Origin of the sequence: Pseudomonas sp. 9Ag (genome assembly GCF_902506445.1) — a bacterium.
Taxonomy (GTDB): domain Bacteria; phylum Pseudomonadota; class Gammaproteobacteria; order Pseudomonadales; family Pseudomonadaceae; genus Stutzerimonas; species Stutzerimonas stutzeri_AB.
In genome coordinates, this window is the sequence record NZ_LR733836.1 from 150,673 (window position 1) to 176,532 (window position 25,860).

The 25,860-nt window shown below is 59.9% G+C and carries 22 protein-coding genes; 11 read left to right on the plus strand and 11 right to left on the minus strand.

The window, feature by feature from the left end:
• Positions 1-5: 5 nt before the first annotated feature.
• The gene (proC, locus tag ALTERO38_RS00675) at positions 6-833 is read right to left on the minus strand and encodes a pyrroline-5-carboxylate reductase (protein ID WP_159966898.1); all 828 of its coding nucleotides are present in this window, start codon (positions 831-833) and stop codon (positions 6-8) included.
• A 13-nt stretch (positions 834-846) separates the two neighbouring features.
• The gene (locus ALTERO38_RS00680) at positions 847-1,560 is read right to left on the minus strand and encodes a YggS family pyridoxal phosphate-dependent enzyme (protein WP_159966899.1); all 714 of its coding nucleotides are present in this window, start codon (positions 1,558-1,560) and stop codon (positions 847-849) included.
• 66 nt (positions 1,561-1,626) lie between these two features.
• On the opposite strand from ALTERO38_RS00680, the gene pilT reads away from it, so the two are divergent.
• A complete protein-coding gene (gene pilT, locus ALTERO38_RS00685) occupies positions 1,627-2,661 on the plus strand; it encodes a type IV pilus twitching motility protein PilT (protein ID WP_021206033.1) in 1,035 nt (344 codons plus the stop codon).
• A gap of 77 nt (positions 2,662-2,738) precedes the next feature.
• Complete coding sequence (locus ALTERO38_RS00690) at positions 2,739-3,884, plus strand: PilT/PilU family type 4a pilus ATPase (protein WP_102836664.1); 1,146 nt, start codon at positions 2,739-2,741, stop codon at positions 3,882-3,884.
• A gap of 5 nt (positions 3,885-3,889) precedes the next feature.
• Here ALTERO38_RS00690 and ALTERO38_RS00695 read toward each other — a convergent pair whose 3' ends face one another.
• Both ALTERO38_RS00695 and ALTERO38_RS00700 read right to left on the minus strand, forming a co-directional pair.
• Positions 3,890-4,714, minus strand: coding sequence for a TIGR03915 family putative DNA repair protein (locus tag ALTERO38_RS00695; protein WP_159966900.1), 825 nt, complete (start codon positions 4,712-4,714; stop codon positions 3,890-3,892).
• Positions 4,711-5,922 (minus strand): putative DNA modification/repair radical SAM protein, encoded by a 1,212-nt coding sequence (locus ALTERO38_RS00700; protein WP_159966901.1) that lies wholly within the window; start codon positions 5,920-5,922, stop codon positions 4,711-4,713. The genes ALTERO38_RS00695 and ALTERO38_RS00700 overlap by 4 nt, the downstream gene beginning before the upstream one ends.
• 132 nt (positions 5,923-6,054) lie before the next feature.
• Between ALTERO38_RS00700 and ALTERO38_RS00705 the strand changes: the two genes are divergently transcribed.
• Positions 6,055-6,459 carry a TM2 domain-containing protein gene (locus tag ALTERO38_RS00705; RefSeq protein ID WP_159966902.1) on the plus strand — a complete coding sequence of 135 codons (405 nt, stop codon included), beginning with the start codon at positions 6,055-6,057 and terminating at the stop codon, positions 6,457-6,459.
• 54 nt (positions 6,460-6,513) lie between these two features.
• Here the strand turns inward: ALTERO38_RS00705 and ALTERO38_RS00710 are convergent, their stop codons facing one another.
• The 7 genes from ALTERO38_RS00710 to gshB form a co-directional block, all read right to left on the minus strand.
• Positions 6,514-7,785: a dihydroorotase gene (locus tag ALTERO38_RS00710; protein ID WP_159966903.1), complete on the minus strand. Its 1,272-nt coding sequence runs from the start codon at positions 7,783-7,785 to the stop codon at positions 6,514-6,516.
• Positions 7,785-8,801 carry an aspartate carbamoyltransferase catalytic subunit gene (locus ALTERO38_RS00715; RefSeq protein WP_148925467.1) on the minus strand — a complete coding sequence of 339 codons (1,017 nt, stop codon included), beginning with the start codon at positions 8,799-8,801 and terminating at the stop codon, positions 7,785-7,787. The genes ALTERO38_RS00710 and ALTERO38_RS00715 overlap by 1 nt, the downstream gene beginning before the upstream one ends.
• A 10-nt stretch (positions 8,802-8,811) precedes the next feature.
• Entirely contained in the window at positions 8,812-9,324 is a 513-nt protein-coding gene (gene pyrR, locus ALTERO38_RS00720; RefSeq protein ID WP_159966904.1) for a bifunctional pyr operon transcriptional regulator/uracil phosphoribosyltransferase PyrR, read from the minus strand.
• A gap of 19 nt (positions 9,325-9,343) precedes the next feature.
• A complete protein-coding gene (gene ruvX, locus ALTERO38_RS00725; RefSeq protein ID WP_159966905.1) occupies positions 9,344-9,772 on the minus strand; it encodes a Holliday junction resolvase RuvX in 429 nt (142 codons plus the stop codon).
• On the minus strand, positions 9,769-10,338 hold the full coding sequence (locus ALTERO38_RS00730) for a YqgE/AlgH family protein (RefSeq protein ID WP_102836671.1): 570 nt from the start codon (positions 10,336-10,338) through the stop codon (positions 9,769-9,771). Before ALTERO38_RS00730 ends, ruvX begins: the two co-directional genes overlap by 4 nt.
• Before the next feature lie 82 nt (positions 10,339-10,420).
• Complete coding sequence (locus ALTERO38_RS00735; RefSeq protein ID WP_159966906.1) at positions 10,421-11,317, minus strand: energy transducer TonB; 897 nt, start codon at positions 11,315-11,317, stop codon at positions 10,421-10,423.
• A gap of 161 nt (positions 11,318-11,478) precedes the next feature.
• A complete protein-coding gene (gene gshB / locus ALTERO38_RS00740) occupies positions 11,479-12,438 on the minus strand; it encodes a glutathione synthase (RefSeq protein WP_159966907.1) in 960 nt (319 codons plus the stop codon).
• Between the two features lie 236 nt (positions 12,439-12,674).
• Here gshB and pilG point away from each other — a divergent pair, with 236 nt between their 5' ends.
• The 8 genes from pilG (at position 12,675) to ALTERO38_RS00780 (ending at position 25,850) form a co-directional block, all read left to right on the plus strand.
• Positions 12,675-13,082 (plus strand): twitching motility response regulator PilG, encoded by a 408-nt coding sequence (gene pilG / locus ALTERO38_RS00745; RefSeq protein WP_019339789.1) that lies wholly within the window; start codon positions 12,675-12,677, stop codon positions 13,080-13,082.
• A gap of 44 nt (positions 13,083-13,126) precedes the next feature.
• The gene (gene pilH, locus ALTERO38_RS00750) at positions 13,127-13,492 is read left to right on the plus strand and encodes a twitching motility response regulator PilH (RefSeq protein ID WP_102836674.1); all 366 of its coding nucleotides are present in this window, start codon (positions 13,127-13,129) and stop codon (positions 13,490-13,492) included.
• A gap of 38 nt (positions 13,493-13,530) precedes the next feature.
• Positions 13,531-14,067 (plus strand): chemotaxis protein CheW, encoded by a 537-nt coding sequence (locus tag ALTERO38_RS00755; protein WP_159966908.1) that lies wholly within the window; start codon positions 13,531-13,533, stop codon positions 14,065-14,067.
• Between the two features lie 78 nt (positions 14,068-14,145).
• Positions 14,146-16,194: a methyl-accepting chemotaxis protein gene (locus ALTERO38_RS00760; RefSeq protein WP_159966909.1), complete on the plus strand. Its 2,049-nt coding sequence runs from the start codon at positions 14,146-14,148 to the stop codon at positions 16,192-16,194.
• A gap of 60 nt (positions 16,195-16,254) precedes the next feature.
• On the plus strand, positions 16,255-17,121 hold the full coding sequence (locus ALTERO38_RS00765; RefSeq protein ID WP_159966910.1) for a protein-glutamate O-methyltransferase CheR: 867 nt from the start codon (positions 16,255-16,257) through the stop codon (positions 17,119-17,121).
• Between the two features lie 11 nt (positions 17,122-17,132).
• Positions 17,133-24,335 carry an Hpt domain-containing protein gene (locus ALTERO38_RS00770; RefSeq protein ID WP_159969608.1) on the plus strand — a complete coding sequence of 2,401 codons (7,203 nt, stop codon included), beginning with the start codon at positions 17,133-17,135 and terminating at the stop codon, positions 24,333-24,335.
• Entirely contained in the window at positions 24,328-25,383 is a 1,056-nt protein-coding gene (locus ALTERO38_RS00775) for a chemotaxis protein CheB (RefSeq protein ID WP_159966911.1), read from the plus strand. The genes ALTERO38_RS00770 and ALTERO38_RS00775 overlap by 8 nt, the downstream gene beginning before the upstream one ends.
• The gene (locus ALTERO38_RS00780; protein ID WP_102836680.1) at positions 25,380-25,850 is read left to right on the plus strand and encodes a chemotaxis protein CheW; all 471 of its coding nucleotides are present in this window, start codon (positions 25,380-25,382) and stop codon (positions 25,848-25,850) included. The genes ALTERO38_RS00775 and ALTERO38_RS00780 overlap by 4 nt, the downstream gene beginning before the upstream one ends.
• The last annotated feature ends 10 nt before the right edge of the window (positions 25,851-25,860 follow it).

The window sequence follows — 25,860 nt, forward strand, 5'->3', positions numbered from 1 at the left end:
GCTCCTTAGTTGCCCAGTTGTTCGGCGAGTTCGGCCGAGCGTTGTGCGGCTGCAGTCATCGCTCGCTCAACCAGGCTTTCGAAACCGCCCGCTTGGAAGGCTTTGATCGCCGCTTCGGTGGTTCCGTTCGGCGAGGTGACACGACGTCGCAATTCGACCGCTCCAACATCGCTTTCACAGGCCATTCGGGCAGCACCCAGGGCGGTATGCATGGTCAGTTGTGCGGCTGTATCGCGTGGCAAGCCCATTCGCTCACCCGCAGCGGTCATCGCTTCGATCATCAGGAAGAAATATGCCGGGCCACTGCCCGACACGGCGGTCACGGCGTCGATCAGCGACTCCTTGTCCAGCCAGAGTGCCAGTCCAACCGCCGACAACAGCTGTTCGGCTTGCTGCTTTTGCGAATCGGTCACCTGATCGTTGGCGAACAGCCCGCTCACACCCTGACGCAGCAGGGATGGGGTGTTCGGCATGCAGCGAACGATCGCCCGTGGTGTTGTGTCACCCAGCCAAGCCTGCAGGCTGGCGCAATCGATGCCCGCGGCAATCGAGACGACCAGCTGATTCGCTTGCAGGTGTGCAGCCAGGTCGCGGCAGACCGCCTGCATCACCTGCGGTTTGACCGCGAGGACCACTACGTCCGCGCCTGCAACAGCCTGGGCGTTGTCGGTAAAAGCCTCGATGCCATGAGCGGCTTCGAGTTCGCTGCGTTTGTCGGCGCCGGGATCACTGGCGCACATCGAGGAGGCCGGGATGCCTTGGGCGCGTAGGCCGCCAATCAGGCTCGCGGCCATGTTGCCGCCACCGATGAAGGCGATACGGGGAGTGCTCATGTGGGATTCCTTGTTAGTCATGCGGTGGGGCGTCTGCAGCCACCTGAGAGGGGTAGGCACGGGCGCCGAACAGGGCAGTGCCTATGCGAACCCAGGTGGCGCCCTCGGCAATGGCTGCCTCCAGGTCCTGGCTCATGCCCATGGAAAGGGTGTCCAGATCCAGCGGCAGTTCGGACTGCAGTTGGCGTAGGCGGGCGAACGCTGCGCGCTGCTCGGCTGGATTGTCAGTTGGTTCGGGTATCGCCATCAGGCCGCGCAGGCGCAGGCGAGGTAAGGCGGCGATGGCCTGGGCCAGCTCGTGAACCTCTTGCGGCTCGCAGCCGGACTTGCTGGCTTCACCGCTGACGTTGACCTGCAGGCAGAGGTTCAAGGGCGCCAGGTGGTCGGGACGCTGATCCGAAAGACGCTGGGCGATTTTCAAACGATCCACCGAATGCACCCAGTCGAAATGCTCGGCGATCAGCTTGGTCTTGTTCGATTGGATGGGGCCGATGAAATGCCAAACCAAAGGCAGGTCGGCAAGTTCGGCCTGTTTTTCCAGCGCTTCCTGCAGGTAGTTTTCACCAAAATCGTGCAGGCCCGCTTCGCTGGCCTCACGGATGGCCGCGGCCGGTTGGGTCTTGCTCACCGCGAGCAGCAGCACCTCGTCGGGATCGCGCTCTGCAGCTTGCGCCGCCTCACGGATGCGCGTTCCGACCTTTGCAATATTCGTCGCTATCGTGGACATTACCTGCGCCTGCCACCTTAGGGTCTGCGCGGCATTCTACCTGCTTGCTTGTAATTGGGGAGTCCCATGGATATCACAGAGCTGCTGGCCTTCAGTGCCAAGCAGGGTGCGTCGGATTTGCACCTGTCTTCCGGCTTGCCGCCGATGATCCGCGTCGACGGCGATGTGCGCCGGATCAATCTCCCTGCGATGGACCACAAGCAGGTGCACGCGCTGATCTACGACATCATGAACGACAAGCAGCGCAAGGATTTCGAGGAGTTTCTCGAGACCGACTTCTCGTTCGAGGTGCCTGGTGTGGCGCGCTTCCGGGTCAACGCCTTCAACCAGAATCGCGGTGCTGGTGCAGTATTCCGGACCATTCCGTCCAAGGTGCTGACCATGGAAGACCTCGGCATGGGCGAAGTCTTCCGCAAGATCACCGACGTACCGCGCGGACTGGTGCTGGTCACCGGGCCGACCGGTTCGGGCAAGTCGACCACCCTGGCGGCGATGCTTGATTACCTGAACAACACCAAGTATCACCACATCCTCACCATCGAGGACCCGATCGAATTCGTTCACGAGTCGAAGAAGTGCCTGGTCAACCAGCGTGAAGTGCATCGTGACACGCTCGGCTTCTCCGAAGCGCTGCGCTCGGCGCTGCGTGAAGACCCGGACATCATTCTGGTCGGCGAGATGCGCGACCTGGAAACCATCCGCTTGGCGTTGACTGCAGCGGAAACCGGCCACCTGGTATTCGGCACCCTGCACACCACCTCGGCGGCCAAGACCATCGACCGGGTAGTCGACGTGTTCCCGGCTGAAGAGAAGTCCATGGTCCGCTCGATGTTGTCGGAATCCCTGCAGGCCGTGATCTCCCAGACCCTGTTGAAAAAGGTTGGCGGTGGTCGGGTGGCGGCGCACGAAATCATGATTGGCACCCCTGCGATCCGAAATCTGATCCGTGAAGACAAGGTGGCGCAGATGTACTCGTCTATCCAGACCGGCGGTTCGCTGGGTATGCAAACACTGGATGCCTGCCTTAAAGGCTTGCTGGCCAAGGGGCTGATCTCACGCGACAGCGCCAAGGAAAAAGCCAAGCAGCCGGAAAACTTCTAAAACCTATTGGGCCTGGCGCTAAGCCGGGCCTCTTCGCATTGTTATAGCGCGGCTACGCCCGGACTACGAGAACGACGATGGAATTCGAGAAACTGTTGCGCCTGATGGTCGAAAAGGGCGGCTCCGATCTGTTCATTACCGCTGGTGTGCCGCCGTCAATGAAGGTCAACGGCAAGATCCTGCCAGTCAACAAGACGCCGATGTCGCCGGAGATGACCCGCGAGACGGTTCACGCGGTGATGAACGAGCAGCAGCGTCGTGAGTTCACCGAAAACCACGAATGCAACTTCGCCATCAGCGCGCGCGGCATCGGCCGTTTTCGGGTCAGCGCCTTCTATCAGCGCAACCTTGCCGGCATGGTGCTGCGCCGAATCGAGACCAACATTCCAACGCTGGAAGACCTGAAACTTCCCGAAGTGCTGAAAAAGCTGGCGATGACCAAGCGCGGCCTGGTGTTGTTCGTCGGTGCGACCGGTACCGGCAAGTCGACCTCGCTGGCCGCGATGATCGGCTACCGCAACAAGAACTCCAGCGGCCATATCATCTCCATCGAAGATCCGATCGAATTCATTCACCAGCACCAGAGCTGCATCGTCACCCAGCGTGAAGTCGGGATCGACACGGATTCCTTCGATGTGGCACTGAAAAACACCCTGCGCCAGGCGCCGGATGTGATCCTGATCGGTGAAGTGCGGACCCGCGAGACCATGGACTATGCCGTGGCCTTCGCTGAAACCGGGCACCTATGTTTGGCGACCCTGCACGCCAACAACGCCAACCAGGCGCTGGATCGCATTATCAACTTCTTCCCCGCCGATCGGCAGCAGCAGGTCTGGATGGACCTGTCACTGAACCTCAAAGCCATCGTTGCCCAGCAGCTGATCCCGACGCCCGATGGCAAAGGCCGCCGCGCGGTGATCGAGGTGCTGATCAACACGCCGCTGGCGGCTGATCTGATCCGCAAGGGTGAGGTTCACGAGCTCAAGTCGCTGATGAAACGCTCCACCGACCTTGGTATGCAGACCTTCGATCAGGCGCTGTACAACCTCTATGTTCAGGGCGAGATCACGTACGAAGACGCCTTGGCGCATGCCGACTCCTCCAACGATCTACGACTGATGATCAAGCTGGGGTCGGAAACCGACGGTGAACACCTCACCAGCGTTTCACAGGGGCTGACGTTGGAGGTCAGCGACGACGATCCGGGACGCAGCTTCCGTTGATATGGCTAGCCAGGCCGGCTGATTCGCTTGCCTGGCTGGTTGGCCACGCGCTCGGCCTGACCGTCACGTTGTGCTCCGGCGCGCGCTTGGCTCATCAGTTGAGGAATTAGGGCGCCCTCCGGCAGGTTCTTCCAGAATCGAACCGGCAGGTTGCTCTCCATGACGTTGCGGTTCAGCCGCGCTGGGTTGAAGGTGCTTTCGTAATAGGTCTTCCACAGTTCCGCCCCTGGATCCTGCGCATTTTGCGCAAGCCGTCGCCAGGCGGGCGGGCACGCGGCGGCATAGTGCATGACCGCTCCATCCCAAAGCACCGCATCGATTGGCGTTGCGATCAGCCAGGAATTCAGCCCCATCCGTTCAGCAAAGTGTGGTGCTGCACTTACGAGAACATCATGGGCAGGCTCGAACCAGGCGGCATAGTTCGGCGACTCGCCGCAGCCTGTCGGGCTGAAACGCAGAAAGGCATGCATGTGGTGCGCTTCACGGCGCACGGCCTTGATCCGTGCGTGCAGCTCAGTTCCGTCGATGTCGCCGACCAGCCTGGCTGTTTGATCGCCTTTTGCGACCCGCCAGAGCACGCGATACAGCAAGCTCCACCGATCTGCCGTACGAAAGCGGGCAGCGCTTTCGAGCTCTTCGACCAGTTGTCGCGGAATGCGAACTGGCGGTCCTGCATCGACTGGTTCGGACGTATCTGGCTCATCGAACAAGCCACCTAGCTCGTCCTTGCCAAGCCACTCGACTTGATGCGGCGCGACGCCGCTTTGGAGCAGTTCACGGGCCCTGTCGCGCCAGCCATCAAAGCTCCCATCAAACCGCACCTGCATCACCACAGGCCCATTTGTACCGGGCCGTCACTGAGGCTCCGGCGCAAGGTTGCAGACTCCCGATTGGCAAGGCTTGGTCGGTAGTCTTGTGTGATGACAAAGGGTTTAGCCTTTTCAAGCGAGCAGCGAAGCCGTGTCAGGTCTTCGAAGCGGATGCGCTTCTGCCGCCGCAGGGCGACCAGCCGTTTGGCGCTCAGGATCCCGATACCGGGGATGCGCGCGATCAGTGTCGGCTCGGCGCTATTCAGGTCAACTGGAAAATGCTCACGATTGGACAGCGCCCAGGCCAGCTTCGGATCGATGTCCAGCGGCAGGTTGCCTGGGCCCGCCAGCAATTCGCTGGCCTTGAAGCCATAGCCGCGCATCAGGAAGTCCGCTTGGTACAGGCGATGCTCGCGCAGCAGTGGCGGTGCCTCAAACGGCACGGTTTTGGGGCTATGTGGGATGGGGCTGAAGGCGGAGTAATAGACGCGCCGCAGTCTGAAGTCGCCATACAGTGATTGGGCGGTGTGCAGAATGGTGCTGTCATCGGTGGCGTCAGCCCCGACGATCATCTGCGTACTCTGACCGGCCGGTGCGAAGCGTGGTGCGCGCTGTTCTGCTTTGGCTTCAGTCTCGCCTTCATGAATGGCGTGCATCGCCTGCTTGATGGTCACCACCTGTTTCTCTGGCGCCAGGCGGATCAGGCTGGCCTCGGTCGGCAGTTCGATGTTGACGCTGAGGCGGTCAGCGTAACGGCCCGCCTCCGCAATAAGTTGCGGGTCGGCATCGGGAATCGTTTTCAAATGAATGTAGCCGCGAAACTCGTGCTCTTCGCGTAACAGCCTGGCCACACGGTTGAGCTGCTCCATGGTGTAGTCCGCCGAGCGGATGATCCCGGAGCTGAGAAACAGGCCGCTGATGCAATTGCGGCGGTAGAAATCCAGTGTCAGCGTTACCACTTCTTCTGGAGTGAAGCGTGCTCGCGGAACATCGCTGGAGCGCCGGTTGACGCAGTACTGGCAGTCGTACAGGCAAAAGTTGGTCAGCAGGATCTTCAGCAGCGCGACGCAGCGACCGTCCGGCGTGAAGCTGTGACAGATGCCCATGCCATCCGTGGCGCCAAGTCCGCTGCGGCCTTTTGAGCTGCGTTTGGGCGCGCCGCTGCTGGCACAGGACACATCGTATTTGGCGGCGTCGGCCAGGACGCTGAGCTTCTCGATCAATTGCATAGATCACCATGATGCTGGTTGGATATACAGTATCATGGCGGCTCAGGTGCGTGGTGTCCGCTCGGCAGGCGCTGCAATTGAGTGGGAATCGGATAAGCTCACGAAATACCCAAACCGGACTGCGAGGCTCAGATGCGTCAAAACACCCATAGCACCCTGATTGGCTATCTTTTGTGGATCTTCGGCTTTCTTGGCTCGCACCGCTTCTACTATGGCAAGCCGATCACCGGCACCATTTGGTTCTTCACGCTCGGATTGTTTTTTGTCGGTTGGATCATCGACCTGTTCCTGATTCCGTCAATGGATCGTGAAGCGGACATGCGCTTCCAGCCTGGTCCGATCGACTACACCGTCGCCTGGATTCTGCTGACCTTTCTTGGGATATTCGGCGTGCACCGGATGTACCAGGGCAAATGGATCACCGGGCTGATTTATCTTTGCACCGGTGGGCTGTTTTTCGTCGGCATCCTTTATGACTTCTGGACGCTGAACAGTCAGGTGTCGATGCAGAACATGGAAAAACGCATTGATCGGTGATCAGACGCTTACCGTTCGCAGCCCTGCTCGGCTGCGAACGGCTGGGTAAGCGGCCTAGCCTTGGAAGGCGACTCGGCCGTCAACCAGGGTGTAGCGCACGGCCCCGGGCAGGCAATGCCCGATGAACGGGCAATTGCGGCCTTTCGAGTGCCAGCGCTCGCCGGCCAGGGTCGAACTGCTCGGGTCGAAAAGGACCAAATCCGCGGCTCCGCCAATCGACAGTCGGCCGGCCGGCAGCTTCAGCGCCGCGGCCGGGCCGCTGCTCAGGCGAGCCAGCAAGGTCGGCAGGTCCAGCAGGCCGTCTTCAACCAGGGTCAGGGCGAGAGGTAGGAGAATCTCGGCGCTGCTGATGCCCGCCTCGGTCTCGCCGAACGGGGCCTGCTTGGCGTCCGCTTCATGCGGTTGATGATGGCTCGAGATCACCGAGATGACACCGCTCTTCACCGCCTGACGAAGGCCCTCACGGTCGCCGGCACTGCGCAGAGGCGGCTGCACATGGTAGAGACTTGAGAAGCCGTGCAGCGCTTCGTCGGTGAGGATCAGCTGATACATCGCCACGTCGGCGGTGACCGGCAGGCCACGAGCTTGCGCCTCGGCAATCATCTGGGCGCCGCGGGCCGTAGTGAGTTGGCTGAAGTGCGCGCGCACACCGGCTTGTTCCACCAGCAGCAGGTTACGCGCCAGGGCGATGGTTTCCGCCGTTTCGGGAATCCCGGCCAGGCCGAGAAAGGCCGCGGCGGGGCCTTCATGGGCCAGGCCACCCTCGGACAGGTCGCTGTCCTGAGAATGGATGACAACAGTGAGGTCGAATGTTGCAGCGTATTCCAGCGCTCGGCCCAGGTTGCGGTTGCTGGTGAAATTGGCCAGGCCATTGCCAAAGGCGACGCAGCCTGCGTCTCGGAGGGCGACCAATTCCGAGAGTTGTTCGCCTGCCAGGTTGCGCGTCAGTGCGCCGATCGGGAGAACCTTGGCATGGCCGGACTCGCGGGCACGGTCGAGGATCAGTTCGGCAACTGCTGCGGTGTCCAGTACCGGCTTGGTCTGCGGTGGGCAGCACAGACTGGTGATACCGCCAGCGGTTGCCGCAAGCGTTTCGCTGGCAATGTTGCCTTTGCGGCTATAGCCCGGTTCGCGAAGTGCTACCGATAGGTCGACCAGGCCGGGCGCAGCAATCAAGCCGCGTGCATCAATGGTCTTTGCCGCGCTGAATCCCGAAGGCGCCTGGCCGAGAGCGATGATCTTGCCGTCCTGACAGTAAATATCAGTGATTTCGTCGCGTCCATTGGCCGGGTCGATCAGGCGAGCACCGAGGATATGGGTAGGCATCAGTTCTGCTCCTCGGCCGCGTATTCCTGTTCGAGTTGCCGTTGTGCGGTCTGCCCGCTCATCGCCATGGACAGCACCGCCATACGAATCGCGATGCCATAGGTGACCTGGTTGAGGATGACCGACTGGGCACCATCGGCCACTGCCGATTCGATCTCGACGCCGCGGTTGATCGGGCCGGGGTGCATGACGATGGCGTCCGGTTTGGCCAGCGCCATGCGCTGAGTGGTCAGGCCATAGAGGCGATAGAACTCGCCCTCGCTGGGCAGCAGGCCGCCCTGCATGCGTTCGCGTTGTAGGCGCAGCATGATCACCACATCGACATCGCGCAGGCCTTCGTTCATGTCGTGGTAGACGTTCACGCCGTACTGCTCCAGGCCAACGGGTAGCAGCGTCTTCGGGCCGATGACACGAATGTCGGGACAGCCCAGTGTTTTGAGCGCGAGCATATTGGAGCGGGCTACGCGCGAATGCAGGATGTCGCCGACAATGGCCACCGAGAGTTTTTCGAAGTCACCCTTGTGCCGGCGAATGGTGAGCATGTCGAGCATGCCTTGGGTCGGGTGCGCATGGCGCCCATCGCCTCCGTTGATGACTGCTACATCCGGGCACACATGTTCAGCTATGAAGTGGGCGGCGCCCGAATCAGCGTGGCGCACTACGAACATGTCGGCGGCCATCGCTTCGAGGTTGCGCAGGGTGTCGGTAAGTGTTTCGCCCTTACTGGTCGAGGAGGTCGAGACGTTCAGGGTGATGACGTCCGCCGAGAGCCGCTTGGCCGCCAGCTCGAAGGTGGTGCGCGTTCGCGTCGAATTTTCGAAGAACACGTTGCAAACGGTTTTGCCTCGCAACAGCGGAACCTTTTTTACCGCTCTGGCGCCGACCTCGAGGAACGAATCGGCAGTGTCCAGGATTTCCGTTAGTAGGGCACGGGGCAGGCCATCCAGCGAGAGGAAATGGCGCAACTGACCATTATCGTTCAGCTGTAGCGGGCGCTTGGCGTCGGTAGGCGTCATCGCGAGGGTCTCAATTGGCGGAGGCGAGGGTCTGGAATTCGAGCGTTAGCGGGCTTGGGCCAAGGAGCTTTACCCGTTGTTCGGGCGCCAGTGAGAGTGTGGCACCCACCACGTCCGGCCTGATCGGCAGCTCGCGGGCATTGAGGTCCAGCAGGCACACCAGGCTGACGCTAGCAGGCCGGCCGTAGTCGAACAGCTCGTTCAGCGCTGCACGAATGGTGCGGCCGCTCATGAGCACATCATCGACCAGGATCAGATGCTGGCCTTCGATTTCGAATGGTAGCTCCGAGGGGCGGACCTGGGGATGCAGGCCATTCTGGGTGAAGTCGTCGCGGTAGAACGAGACGTCCAGTATCCCCAGTGCTTCGTTCTTGGCCCGTTGTTCAAGAAGTGCCTGGGCGACCCAGACGCCACCCGTGCGGATGCCGATGAAACGAGGCTCGCTTATGCTCCGGCTCTTGAGGTGCTGATCCAGGGTTGCAGCCATTTCCGGGAGCAACTGGTCGGGGTTGGGCAGGGTCATGATTTCTCCTGGGGCCGCTTCATGCAGTTTGCTGGGCACTCAGCCAGCCTTCGAGTAAAAGAGCCGCAGCGAGGGCATCAACGGGGCGTTCACGGTAACCGCCGTTCTGGCCGCCACGCAGGCGCTCGCCTTTGGCTTCATATGTGGTGAGGCGCTCGTCATGGGTATGCACTGGCAGGTTGAAGCGACCGTTGAGGCGGCGTGCGAACTTTTCTGCACGAGCGCTCATCTCGCTGCCACTGCCGTCCATGTTTAGAGGCAGGCCGACCACCAGCGCATCCGGTTGCCACTCGCGTAGCAGAGCTTCGATCTGTGACCAATCAGGTACGCCGTTTTGCGCCTTAAGCACACAGAGCTCACGCGCCTGGCCGGTCACCGCCTGACCGACGGCGACGCCGATCTGCTTGGTGCCGTAGTCGAAGCCGAGCAGTAGTCGCAGCGTACTCATGCGTGGCCGACCTGGCTGCTGAGCAGCCTGAGATCGACACCCAGCGATGCGGCAGCGGCCGTCAAACGCTGATCGTAGGGCAGGTCGAAAAGGATCTCAGGCTGCGCCGGGCAGCTCAGCCAGGCATTTTCCGCCAGCTCCGCTTCCAGCTGGCCAGCCTCCCAGCCCGCATAACCGAGAGCAATAAACTGCTGCTTTGGGCCATAGCCGTCGGCGATGGCGAAGAGCACATCTTGAGAAGTCGTCACGCCGAGCGGGCCCAGATCAAGTGTTGCCTGGAATTGCGCATCGGCAGGATGCAGCACGAAGCCTCTATCGGTCTGTACCGGTCCGCCCGAAAAGATCGTCAGGTGCTGGCTGCTGGCATTTCCTGGTTGCTCCGGGCGGAGCTGCTCAAGTATGTCCGCCAGGTTCAATCCGCTCGGGCGGTTGACAATGAGCCCCATCGCGCCATCCCGGTTGTGTTCAACCAGATAAATCAAGGTCTGGGCGAAATTGGGGTCCGCCATATGTGGCATGGCGATTAGAAAGTGATGCTTTAGGTAGCTGGGCGAGGTCGCGTTCATGGGTGCTAGCTTAAGCGTTGCGGCCTGGGCCGTGAAGCGGCTGCACCAAATGCCATAGCCGACGCGGCACGCGCGTCCTTTGTCAGCGGCTTGACAGGCGATCGCCGCGCTCGAAGCGCCAGGTTCGGATGATTTCGACCTGATCGTAATTCTGCGCCAGCTCGCCGGCAAAAGGCGCAAAGGGCGCCGCAAGTCTGACGATGCGCATGGCGGCCTCGTCGAGCATCGCCTGGCCTGAGGATTCGAGTACTCGGAGCTCCTGTACCGCGCCGTTTCGGTCAACCACGACCAACATTCGCAGACTCCCGTAGATGCGTTGACGGCGCGCCTCATCTGGATAGTTCAGGTTGCCGATGCGCTCGACTTTCTTGCGCCATTCGTCGCGGTACCAGGCACTGATGTCGCGCATGGTGGCAGCGCTGTTCTGGCGGCTGACACGAGGCCGCTTGGCATATTGCTCGACCTGCTGGGCAAGTTCGGCTTCGAGGCTGGCGATTTCTGCGCTGAGCTGCGAACTGTCATAGACGGGAGCCGGTTGCGCCTGTGGCTGCGGCTTGTTCTTTTGTGGCTTGGCCGGTGTCTTTTCAGGTTGCGGGGCGCGCGTTGCTACGGCTGTCTTGGGCGCCTCGCTAGGGTTGCTTGGCGGGGGCGACGAAGTGGGCGAGACCTTGCGTACCTGGGTGTCCTGGAATGGCGCTTGCTCAGTTGTTTTTGGCGAGGCCTTGTGCTCCAGCGTGCCGCTGCCTTGCTGATTGTCCTGAGCCAGGAAATCCGCTTCCTTTGGCTTGTTTTCGCTCTTAAACGTGGACAAAGTGATTTCCAGCGATTTGCTGGTCTGCTCTGGTTCTGAGAGCGTGAAGCCGAGCCCTAGAATCAGGGCACCGTGAAGCGCGGCTGCGAGAAATATCGTAAAGCCGAGACGGTCTGCCGGACGGACTCCGGTAGGGGCAAGAGAGGGTTGGCGTGTAGCGGCGTTCATCGCATTTCAGTCGGCTTGAAGTGCGCGCAGTCTGCCCAGCGTGACTGTAAAAGTCTATGAACCAGGCGGCAGCTTTGATGGGTGGCTACGACGATGCGTCGACCGAAGCGCAGCAGGCAATTGAAAGAGAGGCGGTTGGCACTGCGCCAACCGCATTTGAGCTAAACGTTGGATTCGCTCAGTTTTGCTGCGATGGCGTCCATCAGGCGCTCGCCGATGCGGGTATCGAAGGCACTGTCAATCTCGCGGATGCAGGTCGGGCTGGTGATGTTGATCTCGGTGAGGAACTCACCAATCACGTCCAGGCCGACGAAAAGCAGCCCGCGTTTGCGCAGCTCCGGCCCCACAATCGCGGCGATCTCCATGTCGCGCTCAGAAAGTGGCTGTGCGACGCCGCGTCCCCCGGCGGCGAGATTGCCGCGCGTTTCGCCCACTGCGGGTATGCGCGCCAGGCAGTAGGGCACCGGCTCGCCGTCTATCATCAGGATGCGTTTGTCGCCTTCCGTGATGGCCGGAATGTAGCGCTGCGCCATAATCTGACGGCCGCCATGCTCGGTCAGTACCTCGAGGATCACTGATAGATTCGGGTCGCCTTCGCGGTGGCGGAAAATCGATGCGCCACCCATTTCATCCAGCGGTTTGAGAATGATGTCACGCTGCTCGCGAGCAAACTCCCGCAGAATGTCGGACCGCCTGCTGACAAGGGTCGGTGGGGTGCATTGCGGAAACTGGGTGGCAAAGAACTTCTCGTTGCAGTCGCGCAGACTCTGCGGGCGATTTACCACCAGCGTGCCGGCCTGCTCAGCAAGCTCCAGCAGATAGGTGGCGTAGACATACTCACTGTTAAAGGGCGGATCCTTGCGCATCAGGATGACATTAAGGTCGGCAAGAGCGCTGTCTACTTCTTTCTCTGTTTCGTACCAGCGCTGGGGGTCGTTGAAGACCTGGATCGGGCGCATGCGGGCCCGCGCCTCGCCGGCAAGCTGGTAGAGATCGCGTTGTTCCATGTAGTAGATCGTCCAGCCGCGGTCCTGGGCTGCCAGCAGCATGGCCAGGGAGCTGTCTTTCTTGAATGCGATCTGCGCGATTGGGTCCATGATGATCCCGACGCGAACAGTCATGTGGTGGTCTCCAACGAGGGGCAGGCAAGCGCTGCCAGAGGCTTGAAATACCGACGCAGATTGGCGGCGGTTGTGCGCTGGGTCAAGGAAAATCCCGCTGCTCCGGCGGCAGATAGCTTGCTTTTGAGGAGTGTGCTAAAAAGGTCCGGCGATTGGGTGCAGCCCATCGATGACAGGGCCTCCAGCGCACTGACATAACGATAAACTACGACTCACCGAGGCGATGGTAGGGCGAAATGGAACAGCACTCCGAGGGCTTGAAGGTCATGGTGATCGACGATTCGAAAACGATTCGTCGCACCGCCGAAACGCTGCTGAAAAAAGTAGGTTGTGATGTGATCACGGCGGTGGATGGCTTCGATGCGCTTGCCAAAATTGCGGATAGTCATCCGCGCATCATCTTCGTCGATATCATGATGCCCAGGCTTGATGGTTATCAGACCTGCGCGCTGATCAAGAACAACAGTTCGTTCAAGTCCACGCCGGTGATCATGCTGTCCTCGAAGGATGGTTTGTTTGACAAGGCCAAGGGGCGGATTGTGGGGTCTGACCAGTACCTCACCAAGCCGTTCAGCAAAGAAGAATTGCTCGGTGCTATCAAAGCACATGTGCCTGACTTTGCACCGGTAGAGCAAGTATCCTGAAGTCCGGCCCATTGTGCCGCTGAAGCCTTTCCTACGGAGAAATCATGGCTCGCGTTCTGATTGTTGATGACTCGCCGACCGAAATGTACAAACTGACGGCCATGCTGGAGAAGCACGGGCACGTCGTTCTCAAGGCCGAAAACGGCGCCGATGGCGTAGCGCTTGCGCGCCAGGAGAAACCAGACGCGGTGCTGATGGATATCGTCATGCCCGGCCTGAACGGTTTTCAGGCGACTCGTCAGCTGACCAAAGATGCTGAAACCAGTCACATTCCAGTGATCATTGTGACGACCAAGGACCAGGAAACCGATAAGGTCTGGGGCAAGCGTCAGGGAGCCAAAGATTACCTGACCAAGCCGGTGGACGAAGCGACATTGCTGAAGACCCTGAGCGCCGTACTTACCGGTTGATTAGCGGTTTCGGGATTCGGACGAAGGAAGTTACCAGCATGTCGGATACGCCTACGCCTTTTGAGCGACTCCTGGATATCGACAGCCGTTGCAGGGCTTCGGCTGCCGGATTGCCGTCGCAGCAAGAAGCTGTCCAGACATGGGCTGGTATCGGTTTCCGAATGGGAGGCCGACTGTTCGTTGCGCCGATGGGAGAGGTTGGCGAAATACTCCATGAGCCGCGTTATACCCTGCTTCCCGGCGTGAAGGCGTGGGTAAAGGGAGTGGCCAACGTCCGTGGCAGGCTTTTGCCGGTCATGGACCTGTGCGGCTACCTAGGGCTCGAGTTGTCGCCTTTACGCAAGCAGCGGCGTGTGTTGGTGGTGGACCACCAGGATGTGTTCGCGGGACTGACGGTCGATGAAGTGTTCGGCATGCAGCATTTTCCGGTAGATGCATTCTCCGAACAGTTGCCTCCTGTCGAAGCCTCGATTCAGCCATTCATTCACGGTGTCTTTCAGCGCGAGCAGCCCTGGCTGGTTTTCAGTCCGCACGCGCTTGCTGCGCATCAGAAATTTCTGGACGTGGCGTATTGATTTAGGTGGGGTCGGCTGATGCCGGCCTTTTGGTTCTTGGAAGGAAACGTACAGGTGGTCCAGGCGGGGGCCGGAAAAATGAAAAAAATGAACGCGAATGCATTGCTGGCAGGGGTACGTAGCAATACGTTGATCGCCGGCCTGTTTATCCTTCTGATCGTCTCGATGGTGTTGCTGTTCGTGAACTTCGCGTACATCAATACACAGGCCGACTACGATAACGAATACGTTGGACACGCAGGTGAGCTGCGAGTTCTCTCCCAGCGCATCGCGAAGAACGCGGTTGAGGCGGCCACCGGTACCCCCGAGGCATTCGACTCGCTGAAAGATGCTCGCAACGACTTTAGCGAGCGTTGGAGTTACCTCTCGGTTGGCGATGATCGCATCGGATTGCCTGCGGTACCTGAAGCGCTGCAATCCGAAGTGGCAGCAGTGCAGCAGGATTGGGATACGCTGCGGCAGAACACCGACGCGATCCTTGCCAGCGAACAAACAGTACTGTCCTTGCATCAGGTGGCAGCCACCCTCGCCGAAACGATCCCTCAGCTGCAGGTTGAGTATGAGGAGGTCGTGGACATCCTTTTGGAAAGTGGCGCTCCAGCCGCTCAGGTTTCCGTGGCCCAGCGTCAATCACTGCTTGCGGAACGTATCCTGGGGTCGGTCAACAAGGTGCTTTCCGGTGATCAGGACTCTGTGCAGGCCGCAGACATGTTTGGTCGCGACGCCAGCCTGTTCGGTCGCGTGCTCAGCGCCATGCTGGAAGGCAACGAGGCCATGGGCATTACCCGGGTCAGCGACGTCGAAGCATTGGATCGGTTGGCCGCCATTTCAGAGTTGTTCCAGTTCGTTTCCGGATCGGTAGACGAGATTCTGGAAACCTCACCGGAACTGTTCCAGGTACGTGAGTCATCGAACAGCATCTTCGAGGTTTCGCAGACGCTGCTCGACAAAACGTCCGAGCTGACCCAGGGGCTTCAAAGCCGTGCCGAGGCCCGTTACGTCAATACCCTCGCTGGCTATGTCCTTGGTGCACTGGCACTGGCTTCGATTCTGCTGATCGGCCTGGTCATGGTTCAGGTTACGCGTCGTCGGTTGAGCGAAACCGCGGAAAAGAACGAGCGTAACCAGACAGCGATTTTGCGTCTGCTTGACGAAATCGGCGACCTGGCTGACGGTGACCTGACGGTCGCCGCCACTGTTACCGAAGACTTCACTGGTGCTATCGCTGACTCGATCAACTACTCCATTGACCAGTTGCGCGATCTGGTTGAAACGATCAACCAGACCGCCGTACAGGTGTCCGGTGCGGCCCAGGAAACCCAGGCAACCGCAATGCATCTGGCCGAAGCATCCGAGCATCAGGCTCAGGAAATTGCTGGTGCCTCCGCGGCGATCAATGAAATGGCCGTGTCGATTGACCAGGTATCGGCTAACGCCGCCGAATCCTCGGCGGTAGCCGAGCGGTCGGTAGCGATCGCGAACAAGGGCAACGAGGTGGTGCACAACACCATTACCGGTATGGATAACATCAGGGAGCAGATTCAAGACACTTCCAAGCGAATCAAACGTCTCGGCGAGTCCTCGCAGGAGATCGGCGATATCGTCAGCCTGATCAACGACATCGCCGACCAGACAAACATCCTCGCACTGAATGCCGCGATTCAGGCCTCCATGGCCGGCGACGCCGGTCGAGGCTTTGCGGTCGTTGCGGACGAAGTACAGCGTCTTGCGGAGCGTTCCTCTGCTGCAACAAAGCAGATCGAAGCGCTGGTTAAGACCATTCAGACAGACACGAACGAAGCGGTTATCTCGATGGAGCAGACCACGTCCGAAGTGGTTCGAGGTGCCCGCCTGGCCCAGGACGCAGGGGTCGCTCTGGAGGAAATCGAAAAGGTATCCAAGAGCCTTGCGGCGCTCATCCAGAACATTTCCAACGCGGCTCGCCAACAGGCGTCGTCGGCTGGCCATATTTCCAACACCATGAACGTCATTCAGGAAATTACCTCGCAAACATCTTCCGGTACCACAGCTACCGCGAAGAGCATCGGTAACCTGGCCAAGATGGCCAATGAGATGCGGCATTCGGTATCCGGCTTTACTCTGCCGGAAACGCAGGATCAGGCCTGATTTGAGAGCGCGGCGGCCTGAAACGGGCCGCTGTGGAATTTCCTGGATAAGGGGCAGGGTATGCAGCCAGGTGTTGATTGGTCACTGAGACCCTTGGCTGATATGTCGGCAGCGGAATTCAATGACTGGCAGACCCTGCTCGAGGAGCGTTCTGGCCTGGTTGTGACCGAGCAACGACGGATCTTTCTCCAGACCAATCTGAGCCGCCGCATGCGCGAAGTCGGGGCGCAGGATTATGCGAGTTACTACCGCCAGGTCACCGACGGTCCTCGAGGGGCTGTTGAATGGTCCACCCTGATGGACAGTCTGACTGTACAAGAGACCCGTTTTTTTCGTCATCCGCCGTCGTTTGCAGTGCTTTCCGATTACGTACAGCAGCGTGTCGAGTCGCGGACTGCTGCTCGGCCCTGGTCGCTGTGGAGCGTTGGTTGTGCAAGCGGCGAGGAAACCTACTCGTTGGCGATTTGTGCAGCTGAGGCGCTTAAGAGTACCGACGGTGAAACACAGTTTGGTGTGATAGGAAGCGATATCAGTCTCAGTGCGTTGAGCCGTTCACGTGAGGGCCTCTATGGTCTACGTCGACTCGAACATCTGGACCCCGACCTACGCGAGCGGTATTTCCAGCCACTGGCGGGTGATCGTTTTCAGGTGGTACCCAGTCTGGCAGCGAGGGTGTGCTTTGCCCGACTTAACGTGCTGGAGCTGGCCGGTGCACCAATGTCCGATGTGGACGTCATTTTTTGTCAGAACCTGTTGATCTACTTCCGTCGCTGGCGCCGCCGCGAAATCCTCAATCGTCTTGCCGAGCGCCTGGCGCCGGGAGGGTTGCTGGTTATTGGCGCGGGTGAGGTGGTCGGTTGGCAGCACCCGGAGCTGGTTCCGGTGGCTGATAGTCAGGTTCTGGCCTTTACCCGGAAATGTTTATGAGCGGAGTCGCTATGGGTGATCGGCACGATTATGTCGCCCTGGAGTGGGTGAAAGGCGAGATTGCCGAAACGCTGAAGCAGGCACGGCAGGCCTTGGAAGCGTTCGTCGAAAACCCGCAAGACTCGACGCGGATGCGCTTCTGTCTGACCTATGTACATCAGGTGCATGGCACCTTGCAGATGGTTGAGTTCTATGGCGCTGCACTGCTTGCCGAGGAGATGGAGCAGTTAGCTCGTGCGCTATTGGATGAAAGCGTTGCCAGCCAGGCCGAAGCGCTTGAAGTGCTCATGCAGGCTATTCTGCAGATGCCGGTTTATCTGGATCGTATCCAGAGTGCTCGGCGCGATCTACCCATGGTGGTCCTGCCGCTGCTCAACGATCTTCGAGCGGCACGTGGCGAGAAGCTGTTGTCGGAAACCAGCCTGTTTTCGCCAGACATGTCCGTGCGAGCGCCGGCCCTTTCGGGCGAATTTTTGGCGCAGCGACAAACCGAGGATTTGCCAACGCTGCTTCGAAAACTAAGGCAGATGTTGCAGGTCGCGTTGGTCGGGGTCATTCGGAACCAGGATCTATCCACCAATTTAAGCTACATGGCACGTGTCTTTGCGCGCCTAGAAATGCTCTGTAAGGATGCACCCTTGGGCGCGCTATGGCAGATCGCATCCGGTGTAGTGGAGGGGCTCGCCAGCGGCGCTGTCGCCAACGGCACCACGGTTCGAAACCTATTACGTCAGGTAGACAAAGAGCTCAAGCGTCTGGTCGCGGAGGGCGCTGAGGGCATCAATCAGGCAGCTCCTGACGAGCTGACCAAAAATCTTCTGTTCTATATAGCCAAGGCGCCGGCCCAGAGCCCGCGAATCCAGGCGTTGAAGGCTGAGTACAGCCTGGATGATGCGCTACCCGATAGCACGCTGGTCGACGAAGAGCGGGCCCAGCTTGCTGGACCGGACCGCGGCGCCATGCGCTCGGTGGTGGCTGCATTGTGCGAGGAGCTGGTCCGGGTAAAGGACAGCCTGGATCTGTTCGTGCGCAGCGATCGTACGGGCCTCACGGATCTCGGAGCGCTACAGTCGCCGCTCAAGCAGATCGCCGATACGCTCGCTGTGCTCGGTTTCGGTCAACCACGGCGGATCATTCTGGACCAGATCAGCCTGGTCGAAGGTTTGGCGAATGGGCGCCAGCAGCCTGACGACGCAGCTCTGATGGATGTCGCAGGCGCGCTGCTGTACGTCGAAGCGACGCTCGCCGGCATGGTTGGCGGCACCTCAGCTGAGCATGGTGGCGAGGACAGTCACCTCCCAACCACCGATGTCGGGCAGATCCATCGCCTGGTTATCCGCGAGGCGCGTACGGGGCTGGAGCAGGCGAAAGACGCCATCATCGAGTTCATTGCCTCCCAATGGAATCATCAACATCTGGCGCGTGTTCCGGAGTTGCTGACCCAATCCCGCGGCGGACTTGCAATGGTTCCCCTTGCCCGCGCCGCGGCCTTGCTGGATGCCTGTAACCAGTACATCCAAGAACAGCTGCTCGCTAAACAGGCAATCCCTGATTGGCAAAGCCTGGATACGCTTGCGGATGCCATCACCAGCGTCGAATACTACCTGGAGCGCCTCAGTGAAGACTGCGGCTCACAGGGTGACCTGATTCTCGATGTGGCAGAAGAAAGTTTGCAGGCGTTGGGCTATCCGCTCAGCGTGCAGGCTCCAAGTCAGTTTGAACAAACGGACTCGGAGACGAGTTTCGAGCTGTCAGATCCGCTCGATGAAATCGAAGTGCTCTCTCTGGAACCTGCATCAGAGTCTATAAGTACCCCTGAGACTCAGGACGCGAGCTCGCTTTGGTCAGACCCTTCGCAGACCGGGTTCGACTCGCAGACCAATGTCGATCTGATCCACGACGAAGAGTTGAACGTCGCCGATGTCGTTGAGGTTGAAGCGTTCGACTGGTCGGGAGAGGATGCCGAGCTGACCGAGGCAGAGCCGTCGCAGGCGATTAGCACTGAGACTGTCGAGACGTTGAGCGATTCCCAGGGTCAGCCTGCCGATGACGAGATCGGCTACGAAGTCGATTGGTGCGAAGCGGAGATGACGGCACTCGATATGCCCGAAGTCTCGTTGCCCGACCCGGTGACTCAGTCGGCTAACGACGAGCCGGTCATGACCGTGGCGGACGTATTGGCAACACCTGTTGCTTCCGTCAATCCCCCGGCACGGGATGTTCCGCCAAGCCTTCTGCCGCCTCCTGAGGGTGAAGAGGCAGTCGATGATGACTTGCTGGAGGTGTTCATCGAGGAGGCTGCCGAGGTTCTCGAAACCATCAGTGAGTACCTGCCGCGCTGGTGTGAAGATCCCATGGACAAGGAGGCGCTCGGCGAGGTGCGGCGTGCCTTCCATACCCTCAAGGGCAGCGGGCGAATGGTCCGTGCTTTGGTCATTGGAGAACTTGCCTGGTCTGTCGAAAACCTGCTCAACCGGGTTCTGGATCGCAGCATTGAAGCTGGCGAGCCAGTCAAAAAGCTGGTGAGAGATGTGGTGGCGTTGATGCCGGCGCTAGTCGAAGAGTTTGCAGCCAAGGCCCAACGCCAACGCGACGACGTCGACCTGCTGGCCGCAAACGCTCACGCCTTGGCCCGAGGGCAGTTGCCAGAACCTGACCCGCAAGGCGGCGTCGCACAAGACCAGCTGGCCCAAGAAGAAGCAGATGAAGATGTGCTAGATCCGCAGTTGCTGGAGATATTCCGTAATGAGGCTGAAGCGCATCTGGCCACACTCGTCGACTTTCTCGCCGATTGCGCGCAACGCTTGCCGCAACCAGTAACCGACCCTTTACAGCGTGCGCTGCACACCCTCAAGGGTAGCGCCCATATGGCGGGCATTCTGCCCATGGCTGAAGTTGCCACACCATTGGAAAGAATGGTCAAGGAGTTCAAGGCCAACCTGATACAGATGGATCTGGCCGAGGCCGAGCTTCTACACACCGCTGAGCAGTTGCTCAGGCGTGGACTGGAAAATCTCGAGCGTGAGCCGCTGGCGGCCATCGAGGGAGCGGAGGCGTTCATTGCTCGCGTGCATGAGTTGCATCAGGCCCGACTGGCGGATGCCGGTGAGCGAGGCGACAGAGAGCACGGCGAGCCACGCGACCCTGGCATGATTGCGCTGTTTCTGTCGGAAGGCATGAACATCCTGCTTGACGCCGAAGCGCTACTGCAGAGTTGGCGCGAGCATCCAGCCGAGCGGCAAGAATTGACCGCGCTGTTGGAAGAACTGACGACGCTGGGTCTTGGCGCCCAGATGGCCGAGTTGCCACAGATCGACACACTGTGTCAGGTGTTGCTTGATCTCTATGCCGTTGTGCAGGAAGGGCGTCTAGCGGTCAGCGCCCGGTTCTTCGATGACGTCGAACAGGCACATGAAGCCTTGGTCGGCATGATGGATCAGGTCGCGGCAGGTCTGCAGGTGACCGGGCAGCCCGAGCTAGTGGCCAGACTTGAGAGTTTGCTCGCCGAGGCGATTGATCCGCTTACGTTGGAACAGCCGGTCAACGAAGTTTCCGGAGAGGGTTCTGTCACGTTTGCGTCAGCAGACAGTGTCCCCGAGCCTCTGGCCGAAGCCGAAGCCGAAGCCGAAGCCGAAGCCGAAGCCGAAGCCGAAGCCGAAGCCGAAGCCGAAGCCTGGCCTGTCGAGCCTGGCTTGGGCGAGGACGAGCTGGACGGAGAAATGGTCGAGATCTTTCTCGACGAAGCCGTCGATTTGCTGGATAGCGCCGGCGGCGCCCTGGAGCGCTGGCTCGGAGATCCGTCTAATCAGTTGGCGCTATCGGCATTGTTACGCGATCTGCACACGCTCAAGGGCGGCGCACGCATGGCTGAAATTCGGCCGATCGGCGATTTGGCACATGAGCTTGAAACGCTCTATGAAGGCCTTTCCGATGGTCGCTACTTGCATACCGATGACCTCGCCACACTGTTATTACGCAGTCACGATCAGCTAGCGGTGCAACTTGAGCAGCTTCAGGCACACCAGCCGATGGATGCCGCTACAGGGCTCATCGAGCATATTCGCGCGTATCGGCAAGGTGTCTCGCCGAACTTTGGTCCGGTTGCTTCGACCGACGATGAAGTACCAATGGCCGAAGAGGGCGCGCAGAGCACGGATGCTGCTTTTGAAGAGGCTGAGCCGCTGGAAGCTGTAGAGCGGCTTGATGATTCCGTGTTGGCGCTTGAAATGGACAGCGATGACCTTGAGCTGGAAAGTCCTTCAGCTAACGACCTCCCGTTTGCAGCGTCAGGCCAGCCTGAGGAACAGTTTGTCGCAGCGTTGCCCGAAGAGTCGGAGGCGGTCGCGCGGCCGGAGTCGATGTCGGCGGACGAGCATGGCAAGGCCGGAGAAGGCAGCTGGGAAAGTCGTGATCCGGAGCTGGTGGAAATATTCTTGGAGGAAGGCTTTGACATCATCGAACGCGCCGGAGCATCGCTTCAGCGTTGGATGGAAGATGTAGGCAACAGTTTTGAAATCGAGGCGTTGCAGCGAGACCTGCATACCTTGAAAGGCGGTGCGCGGATGGCGGATATCCGCGAGATCGGCGATCTTGCTCATGAGCTGGAGTACTTGTACGAAGGACTGTGTGCCGGTAATTACCGCGCAAGTGAGACCTTGTTCACTCTGCTTCAGACCTGCCATGACCGGCTCGCCGAGATGCTTGACGCCGTACGCGCTTTCCGAGATCTGCCTAACGGGAAAGACCTGATTGGGACCATCCAGCGGTTTCGCGCGAACCCTGAAGAGCAATTGAGCATGCCGAGCAGCGTTGCTTTGAAGGCAGCGGAGGATGCTGCTCAAGACGCCGCCGAAGCCGAGATTCTGGATATTTTCGTCGAGGAAGCCGACGAACTGCTGGAGGAAATGGAAAGCGCTCTTGGACGCTGGGAAGCCACGCAAGATAGTACGGCCCCTCTGGGCGACATGATGCGCGTGCTGCATACGCTGAAGGGTGGCGCGCGGCTGGCGGCCCAAGGTCGCCTGGGCGACATGGCGCACGATCTGGAGCAACGTCTCAGTGAGGCGCAACTCCAGGGTGATCCGTGGACTGACAGCTTGTTTATGGACGTGCAGGGCGGCTACGACGCGTTGCTCAAAGAGGTTGAGTCGATGCGCGCGCGGCTTATACCTGAGCCCGACGTGCCTACAGACCATCAGGTTGAGGAAAGTCTTCACGGCGACCACCCCGACTCATCGGTAATCGTGCTCGAAACGCCTATCGTAGCTGCCAGTGCCCAGGCTTCGGTCAACAGTGCGCCGGCCAAGGTTCTGCCGTTCATCCGACGCGCCGAACAGGCCGCACTGGATGCTGCATCACGTCGCGCGCCGCAGGAACTGGTCAAGGTACCTGCTGAACTCCTGGAAGGTTTGGTTAATCTGGCGGGGGAGACATCGATCTTCCGCGGCCGGGTTGAGCAGCAGGTCAGCGATGTCAGCTTCACCCTGGGTGAGATGGAAGCTACCATCGAGCGGGTGCGCGATCAGTTGCGGCGGCTGGATACCGAAACTCAGGCGCAAATTCTCAGCCGCTATCAGGCTGAGGCGGAGCGTGCGGGGTATGACGATTTCGATCCGCTGGAAATGGACCGGCACTCCCAGCTGCAGCAGCTGTCACGCGCGTTGTTCGAATCGGCATCTGACCTGCTGGATCTGAAAGAAACCCTGGCCGCACGTAATCGTGACGCGGAAACCCTGTTGCTGCAGCAGGCGCGCGTCAATACGGAGCTCCAAGAAGGCCTCATGCGCACCCGCATGGTTCCCTTCGATCGTCTGGTGCCGCGTTTGCGCCGGATCGTTCGCCAGGTAGCGGGCGAGTTAGGTAAACAGGTCGAGTTTCTGGTCGGTAATGCGACCGGAGAAATGGACCGTAGCGTGCTGGAGCGCATCGTTGCACCGTTGGAGCATATGCTGCGCAATGCCGTTGATCATGGGATCGAAGTAGGCACTAAGCGTGTCGCGGCGGGTAAGCCCGAGCAAGGCAATATCCGTCTCGATCTGAGCCGTGAAGGCGGTGACATTGTGCTGGCGTTGAGCGATGACGGTGCCGGTATCAACCTCGAAGCCGTCCGCCGGAAAGCGATTGAGCGCGGCTTGATGCAACCGGGTAGCGAACTATCCGACCATGAGGTGCTGCAATTCATTCTGGAGGCGGGGTTCTCCACTGCCGAGCAAGTGACGCAGATATCCGGACGCGGCGTCGGTATGGATGTGGTGCACTCGGAAGTCAAGCAGCTCGGCGGCTCCATGAGCATCGAGTCGACTCTCGGCAAGGGAACACGTTTCCTGATCCGCCTGCCCTTTACCGTGTCGGTCAACCGGGCGCTGATGGTGTACTCAGGCGAGGATCTTTATGCGATCCCGCTCAACACGATCGAAGGTATCGTACGTGTGTCGCCGTACGAACTCGAAGCCTATTACCAGCCTGGAGCATCGCGCTTTGAATACGCTGGCCAAACCTATGAGTTGCGTTATCTAGGCGAGCTGCTGAATAACGGACAGCGCCCCAAGCTGGTCGGACAGAGCCTGCCTTTACCGGTCATCCTGGTGCGCTCGAACGAGCACAGTGTCGCGGTGCAGGTCGATAGCCTCGCCGGTTCCCGTGAAATTGTGGTGAAGGGTCTGGGGCCGCAATTTGCCACTGTCCCAGGGATCTCCGGTGCGACCATCCTCGGCGATGGCCGGGTCGTGGTGATCCTCGATCTACTCGCGACCATTCGTGTCCTGCATGCTCACTTACTTACCCAGCAGCAGCCATTGCGTCTGTTGGGCGAAGACGAGCCGGTCGATGTCGAAGTCGATCGGCCTACGTTGGTGATGGTCGTGGATGACTCGGTGACCGTGCGTAAGGTCACCAGTCGTCTGCTCGAGCGTAACGGTATGAATGTGCTGACAGCTAAAGACGGCGTCGATGCGATCACGCAGCTGCAGGAACGCAAGCCGGACATCATTCTGCTGGACATCGAGATGCCGAGAATGGATGGCTTCGAAGTGGCAACGCTGGTGCGCCACGATGAGCATTTGAAAGATCTGCCCATCATCATGATTACCTCGCGTACCGGCGAGAAACACAGAGACAGAGCCATGGCCATTGGCGTTAACGAGTACCTAGGGAAGCCCTATCAGGAGTCGCTGCTACTCGAGACGATCCAGCAGTTGGTCACGCGTCATGAATGAAATCAGCCCCGCCCGCATTGGCGTTATCGCAGACACCTCTCTGCAGCGTCATGTGCTGCAGCAAGCGTTGAGCGCGAACGGTTACAACGTCGTGCTTAACTGTGATCCGGCACGAATCGAGGAAGCAGACCTGACGGCGGCGCAAGCCGACCTGTGGCTTGTAGATCTGGCGCAGACGGAAGACTCCCCTCTGGTCAACGCCTTGCTCGAGCGGGACAGCTGTCCGGTACTGTTCGGCGAGGGCCATGCGCCGGAGCGGCACTCCGAACATTATCCGCGCTGGGAAAGGCGCATGTTTGGCAAGCTGAAGCGCTTGGTCGGTGACCCTTCCCGGGTCGTCGGGCCGCGTCTTGAAGTGCTGCATGGAGATGCAGAGCGTGCTACCCGTCTGTCGTTGCCCGGCCCGCTACTGGCGGCGGCTGAGTCGATCTCCGGCGAGCCCGCTCGAGAGGTCTGGCTACTGGCGGCGTCGCTGGGCGGCCCCGAGGCGGTAAAAGCGTTTCTCGATGCGCTGCCGGTAGGGCTGCCGGTTGGTTTCGTCTACGCCCAGCATATCGAGGCAAGTTTCGAGTCTGCCCTGTCGCAAGCGGTTGGGCGACACAGTGAGTGGAGCGTCAATCAGAGCAGGGCTAACGACTTGATTCGCTGCGGCGAAGTCGTGGTGGCACCTATCAGCGAAGAAATGGGCTTTGACAAGGATGGCGCCATGTCGCTCTCCGGGCGCTGCTGGCCGGAGCCATACAGCCCGTCCGTCGACCAAATGATGCTCAATCTGGCTCAACAGTTCGGTAACCGTTGTGGTGTCATCGCGTTCAGCGGCATGGGCAGTGATGGCAGTGCTGCTGCCGCTTATGTTCTGCGCCAGGGCGGCAGGGTCTGGACCCAGCGTGCCGATTCCTGCGTCTGCTCAAGCATGCCGGACAGCCTGCGCGAGGGCGGCTACAGCTCGCTCAGCGGTGATCCGCGGGAACTGGCCCAGGCTTTGGTCAATCACTTTGCGCAGCAGGCCAGCCGGCCCGTTGCGGCATTGCAACTGGATAACCCATGAGTCAATCCGCTATCACTCAAGACGCCTCTGCCAGCCTGACCGGGCTTCTGGTCCCTTTGGCCGACCGCACGCTGCTTTTGCCCAACGTTGCAGTAGCCGAGCTGATTCCATATCGCGCTCCGAACTCGGCGCAGGGTAGCCCGGCCTGGTTTCTCGGACAGGTGGCCTGGCGAGACCTGACATTACCTCTTCTGTCGTTCGAGGCGGCTTCTGGTGGCCAGCCTGAGACAGGTTCGAGGGCCCGCGTGGCCGTGCTCAACGCCTTGGGTGGCCGCGATCATGTCAAGTTCATCGCCTTGCTCGTTCAGGGCATCCCGCGTTCGGTCAAGGTTGACTCAAGCTTGGCGCGTTCGGATGTCGCCTTGGCGCCTCTGGAATTGGATGCGGTCAATCTCGGCGACGTCCAAGCGCGCATACCGGACCTCATCGCGCTGGAACAGAAACTGGCGGATGCTGGCCTGATCTGATCCTGCCCAG

What these genes read in the sequence shown, in the direction of transcription:
- ALTERO38_RS00760 (WP_159966909.1), top strand. Translation starts at nt 14,146, where the DNA reads ATGAAAAAAATGAACGCGAATGCATTGCTGGCAGGGGTACGTAGCAAT.
- ALTERO38_RS00705 (WP_159966902.1), top strand. Translation starts at nt 6,055, where the DNA reads ATGCGTCAAAACACCCATAGCACCCTGATTGGCTATCTTTTGTGGATC.
- pilH (WP_102836674.1), top strand. Translation starts at nt 13,127, where the DNA reads ATGGCTCGCGTTCTGATTGTTGATGACTCGCCGACCGAAATGTACAAA.
- ALTERO38_RS00680 (WP_159966899.1), bottom strand. Translation starts at nt 1,560, where the DNA reads ATGTCCACGATAGCGACGAATATTGCAAAGGTCGGAACGCGCATCCGT.
- gshB (WP_159966907.1), bottom strand. Translation starts at nt 12,438, where the DNA reads ATGACTGTTCGCGTCGGGATCATCATGGACCCAATCGCGCAGATCGCA.
- ALTERO38_RS00710 (WP_159966903.1), bottom strand. Translation starts at nt 7,785, where the DNA reads ATGCCTACCCATATCCTCGGTGCTCGCCTGATCGACCCGGCCAATGGA.
- ALTERO38_RS00730 (WP_102836671.1), bottom strand. Translation starts at nt 10,338, where the DNA reads ATGAACGCGACCTCGCCCAGCTACCTAAAGCATCACTTTCTAATCGCC.
- ALTERO38_RS00755 (WP_159966908.1), top strand. Translation starts at nt 13,531, where the DNA reads ATGTCGGATACGCCTACGCCTTTTGAGCGACTCCTGGATATCGACAGC.
- pilG (WP_019339789.1), top strand. Translation starts at nt 12,675, where the DNA reads ATGGAACAGCACTCCGAGGGCTTGAAGGTCATGGTGATCGACGATTCG.
- ALTERO38_RS00780 (WP_102836680.1), top strand. Translation starts at nt 25,380, where the DNA reads ATGAGTCAATCCGCTATCACTCAAGACGCCTCTGCCAGCCTGACCGGG.
- proC (WP_159966898.1), bottom strand. Translation starts at nt 833, where the DNA reads ATGAGCACTCCCCGTATCGCCTTCATCGGTGGCGGCAACATGGCCGCG.
- pyrR (WP_159966904.1), bottom strand. Translation starts at nt 9,324, where the DNA reads ATGACCCTGCCCAACCCCGACCAGTTGCTCCCGGAAATGGCTGCAACC.
- ALTERO38_RS00765 (WP_159966910.1), top strand. Translation starts at nt 16,255, where the DNA reads ATGCAGCCAGGTGTTGATTGGTCACTGAGACCCTTGGCTGATATGTCG.
- ALTERO38_RS00770 (WP_159969608.1), top strand. Translation starts at nt 17,133, where the DNA reads ATGGGTGATCGGCACGATTATGTCGCCCTGGAGTGGGTGAAAGGCGAG.
- pilT (WP_021206033.1), top strand. Translation starts at nt 1,627, where the DNA reads ATGGATATCACAGAGCTGCTGGCCTTCAGTGCCAAGCAGGGTGCGTCG.
- ALTERO38_RS00775 (WP_159966911.1), top strand. Translation starts at nt 24,328, where the DNA reads ATGAATGAAATCAGCCCCGCCCGCATTGGCGTTATCGCAGACACCTCT.
- ALTERO38_RS00735 (WP_159966906.1), bottom strand. Translation starts at nt 11,317, where the DNA reads ATGAACGCCGCTACACGCCAACCCTCTCTTGCCCCTACCGGAGTCCGT.
- ruvX (WP_159966905.1), bottom strand. Translation starts at nt 9,772, where the DNA reads ATGAGTACGCTGCGACTACTGCTCGGCTTCGACTACGGCACCAAGCAG.
- ALTERO38_RS00700 (WP_159966901.1), bottom strand. Translation starts at nt 5,922, where the DNA reads ATGCAATTGATCGAGAAGCTCAGCGTCCTGGCCGACGCCGCCAAATAC.
- ALTERO38_RS00690 (WP_102836664.1), top strand. Translation starts at nt 2,739, where the DNA reads ATGGAATTCGAGAAACTGTTGCGCCTGATGGTCGAAAAGGGCGGCTCC.
- ALTERO38_RS00715 (WP_148925467.1), bottom strand. Translation starts at nt 8,801, where the DNA reads ATGACGCCTACCGACGCCAAGCGCCCGCTACAGCTGAACGATAATGGT.